The 6,273-nt window shown below is 69.8% G+C and carries 6 protein-coding genes; 5 read left to right on the top strand and 1 reads right to left on the bottom strand.

Going from position 1 to position 6,273, the window contains the following annotated elements:
- A partial coding sequence (locus Q8Q85_13130) for an aminotransferase class I/II-fold pyridoxal phosphate-dependent enzyme (protein ID MDP3775199.1) occupies nt 1-800 on the bottom strand: 800 nt, incomplete at its 3' end.
- Between the two features lie 107 nt (nt 801-907).
- Here Q8Q85_13130 and Q8Q85_13135 point away from each other — a divergent pair.
- Genes Q8Q85_13135 through Q8Q85_13155 form a run of 5 tightly spaced genes read left to right on the top strand, consistent with a single transcriptional unit; the run spans nt 908 to nt 6,219 of the window.
- Nucleotides 908-1,990 carry a response regulator gene (locus Q8Q85_13135; protein MDP3775200.1) on the top strand — a complete coding sequence of 361 codons (1,083 nt, stop codon included), beginning with the start codon at nt 908-910 and terminating at the stop codon, nt 1,988-1,990.
- Nucleotides 1,991-2,010: 20 nt separating this feature from the next.
- Nucleotides 2,011-3,351, top strand: a complete 1,341-nt coding sequence (gene glmM / locus Q8Q85_13140; GenBank protein MDP3775201.1) for a phosphoglucosamine mutase — start codon at nt 2,011-2,013, stop codon at nt 3,349-3,351.
- A 4-nt stretch (nt 3,352-3,355) separates the two neighbouring features.
- Entirely contained in the window at nt 3,356-5,182 is a 1,827-nt protein-coding gene (gene glmS / locus Q8Q85_13145) for a glutamine--fructose-6-phosphate transaminase (isomerizing) (GenBank protein MDP3775202.1), read from the top strand.
- Nucleotides 5,183-5,185: 3 nt separating this feature from the next.
- Nucleotides 5,186-5,626: a D-aminoacyl-tRNA deacylase gene (gene dtd / locus Q8Q85_13150; GenBank protein MDP3775203.1), complete on the top strand. Its 441-nt coding sequence runs from the start codon at nt 5,186-5,188 to the stop codon at nt 5,624-5,626.
- The gene (locus Q8Q85_13155) at nt 5,623-6,219 is read left to right on the top strand and encodes a Maf family protein (protein ID MDP3775204.1); all 597 of its coding nucleotides are present in this window, start codon (nt 5,623-5,625) and stop codon (nt 6,217-6,219) included. The genes dtd and Q8Q85_13155 overlap by 4 nt, the downstream gene beginning before the upstream one ends.
- Nucleotides 6,220-6,273 lie beyond the last annotated feature (54 nt).

The raw sequence follows: 6,273 nt of genomic DNA on the forward strand, positions 1-6,273 counted from the left end.
CGCCCGTTCGCGTCGTGCTGCCTCATGCGCAGCGGCAAGGTCTTGGTGCCGCGCAGCGCGAGCCAGCAGTCGAATGGTCCCGGCACCGCGCCGACCGATTTCTGGATGAACTGGAGTTGCGCGGCGAGGTCGTCGCTCCTGAGGGCGACGATGCCGCCGATCATGTCGGAGTGGCCGTTCAGGTATTTGGTGGTGGAATGCAGCACGATGTCCGCGCCGAACTCGAACGGGCGCTGGAACACCGGCGTCGCGAAGGTGTTGTCCACGACGAAGAGCAGCTTGCGGTCCTTCGCGAGATCGCCGAGCGCGGCGAGGTCGGCGAGGCGCATGAGCGGGTTGGTCGGGGTCTCGACGAACAGCATCCTGGTCTTGGGCGTGACCGCCGCGGCGACCGGGTCCGCGTCCCTGGTGTCCACGAAAGTGAATGAGAGGCCGAGGCGCGAGAGGATCTTGTCCATCAGCCGGTGCGTGCCGCCGTAGACGTTCTCTCCGCACACGACGTGGTCGCCGGCCGAGAGTAGCGTGAGCACTCCGTGGATGGCGCCCATTCCGGAACCGAAGGCGAGGCCGTGGGTGCCGCCTTCGAGCGCGGCGACGTTGCGCTCGAGGGCCTGGCGCGTGGGGTTCACGGTCCGGGCGTAGTCGTAGCCCTTGTTCTTCCCGATGCCTTCCTGCACGTACGTGGAGGTCTGGAAGATCGGCATGGTCACGGAACCGGCCAACGGCTCCGGTTCCTGGCCGGCGTGGACGGCGCGGGTGGCGATACCGAAGGTCAGGTCCCGGTCGGCGGTGCGGGTCATGCGGGGCTCGGCGACATGGTTGGCAACCGAACCTTACACCGGAGCACAGGTGGCAGCAAGGCGGAGGCGGGTTGACTGTACCCCGCGGAAGGTCTAGGGTTCGCCTCATGACGGTGCCATCGCCGGTTACCTGCCTCGTCGTGGATGACGAGGCGCCGCTTCGCCAGATCCTGGTGCGCCTGTTGAAGACGCAGGGGCACGTCTGTCGCGAGGCCGGGTCGGGGCGCGAGGCGCTCGAGCTGCTGGAGCAAGAGCCGGCAGACCTGGTGTTGAGCGACATCCACATGCCGGAGATGGATGGCACGCAGCTGCTCGCCGAGATCCGGAAGCGGTGGCCGGACACCGGTGTGGTGATGATCACGGCGGTGACGGACACGCAGACGGCGGTGGCGTGCCTCAACGAGGGTGCGCTCGACTACCTCGGCAAGCCGTTCCAGGTGGAGGAGGCGCTCGTGCGCGTCCGCCAGGCGCTGGAAAAGCGGCGGCTGATCCTCGAGAACCGCGACTACCAGGTCAACCTCGAGGCGAAGGTTCGCCAGCAGGCGACGCGGATCCAGGAGCTGTTCGTCGAGGGCGTTCAGGCGCTCGCCCACGCGCTGGAGGCCAAGGACGCGTACACGCGGGGGCACTCGGCGCGGGTGTCAGCCTACGCTACGGCGATCGCGACGGCGATGGGGCTCGACGCGGAACTGGTGGCGGAAGTGAAGCTCGGGGGAGAGCTGCACGACATCGGCAAGATCGGGGTGCGCGAGTCGGTCCTGCTCAAGCCGTCGCGGCTCACTCACGATGAATACCTGCACATCATGGAGCACCCGGTCATCGGCGAGCGCATCCTGGCGCCTCTGGTGCGGGACCATCCTCGCGTGCTCGAGATCGTGCGATCGCACCACGAGCGCCCGGACGGGCTCGGCTTCCCCGACCGTCTCGCGGCGGGAGCGATCCCCCTCGTGGCGCGGATCGCCGCAGTGGCGGACACGTTCGACGCGATGACGACGGCCCGGCCGTACCGCACGCCGCGTCCCGCTGACGAAGCGATCGCCGAGCTGCGCGACTGCTCCGGGACGCAGTTCGACGGCGAGGCGGTCGCGGCGTTCCTCCGCGCCTACCCGGACCCCGCACAGCTGCCCATCCAAACGCCCTTGAAGGTCGGCGCGCTCCACGAAGAGGCGCTGGCGGCCCTGGCCCGCTGAGCACCTCGTTGATGAGGTCGGTGTCCGGCCTCCGGGGCATCGTGGGGGTGGACCTGGTGCCGGAACTCGTGACGCGGTACGCCGCGGCGTTCGGTGCGTTCCTGCTGGAGGGGGGCGGGCGGACGGTGGCGCTGGCCCGCGACTCGCGCCAGTCGGGCCCGGCGTTCGCCGCCGCCGCGGCCTCGGGGCTGGCGTCGGCGGGCGCGGACGTGCTGGACCTCGGGATGGTACCGACGCCTACGGCGCAGCTCGCGGTCGAGATGATGGAACTGGCGGGCGGCATCGTGGTCACCGCTAGCCACAACCCGGTCGAATGGAACGCGCTCAAGTTCATCGGGCCGGGCGGCAGGTTCCTCACCAAGCGCGAAGCCGAGGCCTTTTTCGCCCTGGTGGACGGCGGAGCAGCGGCCCGAACGGGAGGGGCTGCGGGCGCGGTGCGCCAGGATACGGGCGCCGTTCGGCGGCACCTCGACCGGCTGCTGGCGCTGCCGTGGCTCGACGTCGCGGCGGTGCGGGCGCGCCGCTTCCGGGTAGCGCTGGACTGCGTGCGCGGGGCTGGTGCGACGGTCATGCCTGCGCTCCTCGACGCGCTCGGCTGCGAGGTCCACGCCATCCATCTCGAGCCCGACGGCCGCTTCCCGCGCGAGCCGGAGCCCATTCCCGAGCACCTGGGCGAATTGGGCGATCTGGTGCGCGCCACGAAGGCCGACGTCGGGCTGGCGGTCGACCCCGACGTGGACCGGCTCGCCCTCGTGGACGAGACGGGACGTCCCATCGGTGAGGACTACACGCTGGCCTTCGCGGTTCGGGCGGTGCTGGCTCGCCGGCCCGGTCCGGTCGTCACGAACCTGTCCACGAGCCGCGTGGTTGACGACGCCGCCGCGGCCTACGGCATCAAGGTCGAGCGGGCGCCGGTCGGGGAGGCGAACGTGGTCGAGCGGATGGCGGCGCGGGGCGCGGTGATCGGGGGAGAGGGGAACGGCGGGGTGATCCTGCCCGACGTCCACCTGGGGCGTGACGCTCCGGTGGCGGCCGCCCTCGCGCTGGCGCTGCTGGCCGCCAGGGGCGAGACGGTATCGTCGGTGGTGAACTCCGAGCCGCGCTATGCTATCGTTAAGGCCAAGGTAGGCCGGCCCGCGGGATCCCTGGACGCGGTCTACAGGGCGCTGATGGGCGGGTTGGCGGGGGCGGCGGAAGACCGGCAGGACGGACTGCGGCTCGCGACACAGGACCGATGGATCCACGTGCGGCCGTCCGGTACGGAGCCGGTGGTGCGGATAATCGCGGAAGCGCCGACTGAGTCGTCGGCGCGTGAACTGATCGAGCGCGGGCGAGCTGCGCTGCGCGAAGCGGGGAACTAGACGGATGTGCGGAATCGTGGGTTACGTCGGGCCGAAGCAGGCCATGCCGCTCCTGATGGAGGGACTCAAGCGCCTTGAGTACCGGGGTTACGACTCGGCCGGCATCGCGGTGGTGGCGGACGGACGGCTGACCGTGCTGAAGGCGGCCGGGAAGATCGCGATGCTCGAGTCGCAGATCGGGCGCACGCCGGTCAAGGGCACGACCGGGATCGCCCACACTCGCTGGGCCACGCACGGCGCGCCCACGACGAAGAACGCGCACCCGCACACCGACTGCGGCGACGTCGTAGCGGTCGTCCACAACGGCATCATCGAGAACAGCACCGCGCTTCGCACGATGCTTCGGGAGCGCGGCCACAAGTTCGTTTCCGAGACCGACACGGAAGTGATCGCGCACCTGATAGAGCAGTTCTACACCGGCCGGCTCGAGGACGCGGTCGGCGCGGCGCTGCGCGAGCTGGAGGGTGCCTACGGGATCGCCGTGGTCTCGGCGCGGGAGCCCGACACGATGGTCGCGGCGCGCAAGGGCAGCCCGCTCCTGATCGGGGTGGGCGACGGGGAGAACTTCGTCGCGTCCGATCCGTCAGCGGTGCTCGCGCACACGCGGTCGGTGGTCTACCTGGACGACGGCGAGCTCGCCGTCGTCCGGCCGTCCGGGTACCGGCTCATGGACGGTCACGCGACACCGCTCACGAAGGAGATCAGCCAGATCGACTGGGACCTGGCGACGATCGAGCGGGGCGGGTACGCGCACTTCATGCTCAAGGAGATCTGCGAGCAGCCCGAGAGCCTCCGGAACACGCTCCGTGGCCGCCTGCTCGAGGAGGAGGGAACGGCCCGGCTCGGCGGCCTCAACCTGACCGACGAGCAACTGGGGAAGATCGACCGGATAGTCATCACCGCGTGCGGGACGTCGTGGCACGCGGGGCTGGTCGGCGAGTACATGTTGGAAGAGGTGGCCCGACTCCCGGTGGAGGTCGAGTACGCGTCGGAGTTCCGATACCGCAACCCGATCGTGGACGACCGCACGCTGGTGATCGTGATCTCGCAGTCCGGCGAGACTGCGGACACGCTGGCGGCGCTGCGCGAGGCCAAGCGTCGTGGCGCTCGTACCATCGGCATCGTGAACCAGGTGGGGAGCACGATAGCGCGGGAGGTGGACAGCGGGATCTTCCTGCACGCGGGCCCCGAGATCGGCGTGGCGTCCACCAAGGCGTTCACCAGCCAGATCGCGGCACTGGCGCTCTTCACGCTCAAGCTGGGCCGGCTGCGGGCGCTGTCGATACTCCAGGGGCGCGAGATCGTGAGCGCGCTGAAGAAGCTTCCGGAGCAACTCGAGGTCGTGCTCGCGAAACAGGCGGAGATAGAGGCGCTGGCGGAGCGGTACGTGCGGGTGTCGAACGTCCTGTACCTCGGCCGCGGGTGCAACTTCCCGGTGGCGCTCGAGGGCGCGCTGAAGCTGAAGGAGATCTCGTACATCCACGCCGAGGGGTACCCGGCGGCGGAGATGAAGCACGGGCCGATCGCGCTGATCGACGAGCTGATGCCGGTCATCTTCGTGGCGCCCAGGGACGGCGTGCATGGGAAGATCGTCTCCAACATCGAGGAGGTTCGCGCCCGCGGCGGCCGGGTGATCGCGGTGGTCACCGAGGGGGACACCGTGATCACCCCGCTGGTGGACCACGTGATCACGATCCCCGACACGATGGACATGCTGACGCCGGTGCTCACGTCGGTCCCGCTCCAACTGCTGGCGTACTTCGTTGCGGTGCGCCGCGGCTGCAACGTGGATCAGCCGCGCAACCTGGCGAAGAGCGTGACGGTGGAATAGCGGGTGCGGGTCGTGCTGCAGCGCGTGAGCCGCGCCGCCGTTCGCGTTGACGGAGCCACCGTCGGAGCGATCGGGCGCGGCTTCGTCATTCTGGCCGGCTTCGCGCCGGCCGACTCGGAGGCGACGCTGGAGTGGATGGCCGAGAAGATCGCGGGCCTGCGCCTCTTCGGCGACTCGGAGGGGAAGATGAACCTGCCCTTGTCCGAGGTTGGCGGCGGAATGCTGGTGATCTCGCAGTTCACGCTCTATGGAGATGCGGCGAAGGGTCGCCGGCCCTCGTTCATCGACGCGGCGCCGCCGGCCGTGGCGGAGCCGCTCTACCAGCGCTTCGTGGCGCTGCTCGGGGCGCAAGGCGCGAAGGTCGAGACGGGCCGGTTCGGCGCGATGATGGACGTCGAGCTGGTGAACGACGGGCCGGTGACACTGATCCTCGAGCGCTCATGAGCGTCCAGATCGTTCTCGCATCGTCGTCGCCCCGGCGCCGGGAGCTGCTCCGCCTGATCGGCCTGCCGTGCGAGGTCATCCCGGCGAACATCGATGAGTCCAGGAAGAACGGCGAGGCCCCCCTTGGGTACGCCGAGCGGCTGGCGCGTGAGAAGGCCGCGGCGGTCGCGGGTGCGGGGGCGGGTGCGGTGGTGGTGGGCGCGGACACGATCGTGGTGATAGACGGTGACATCCTCGGCAAGCCGCGCGACGCGGCGGAAGCGGAGGCCATGCTGCGCCGTCTCAGCGGGCGGGAGCACCTGGTGCACACGGCGCTCGCGGTCTCGTTCGAGGGGCGGGTCGCCTCGGGGGTCGAGACCACGCGGGTGTGGTTCCGCCCGCTCGACAATCGCCTGATCGCCGAGTACGTGGCGACGGGGGATCCGCTCGACAAGGCGGGCGCCTACGGCATCCAGGGCTACGGCGCGCTGATCGTCGAGCGCATCGAGGGCGACTTCTTCACGGTGATGGGGCTGGGGCTTGTCCGGCTCGTGGCGCTGCTGGCCGAAGTGGGGTTGGAGTACAGGTTCGGAGAGTTGGCCGCTAGCCGTTAGACGTTGGCCGTTGGCCGTTAGCCGTTAGCCGTTGGCCGTTGGCCGTTGGCTGTG

It is taken from the genome of Gemmatimonadales bacterium (assembly GCA_030697825.1).
GTDB lineage: Bacteria > Gemmatimonadota > Gemmatimonadetes > Gemmatimonadales > JACORV01 > JACORV01.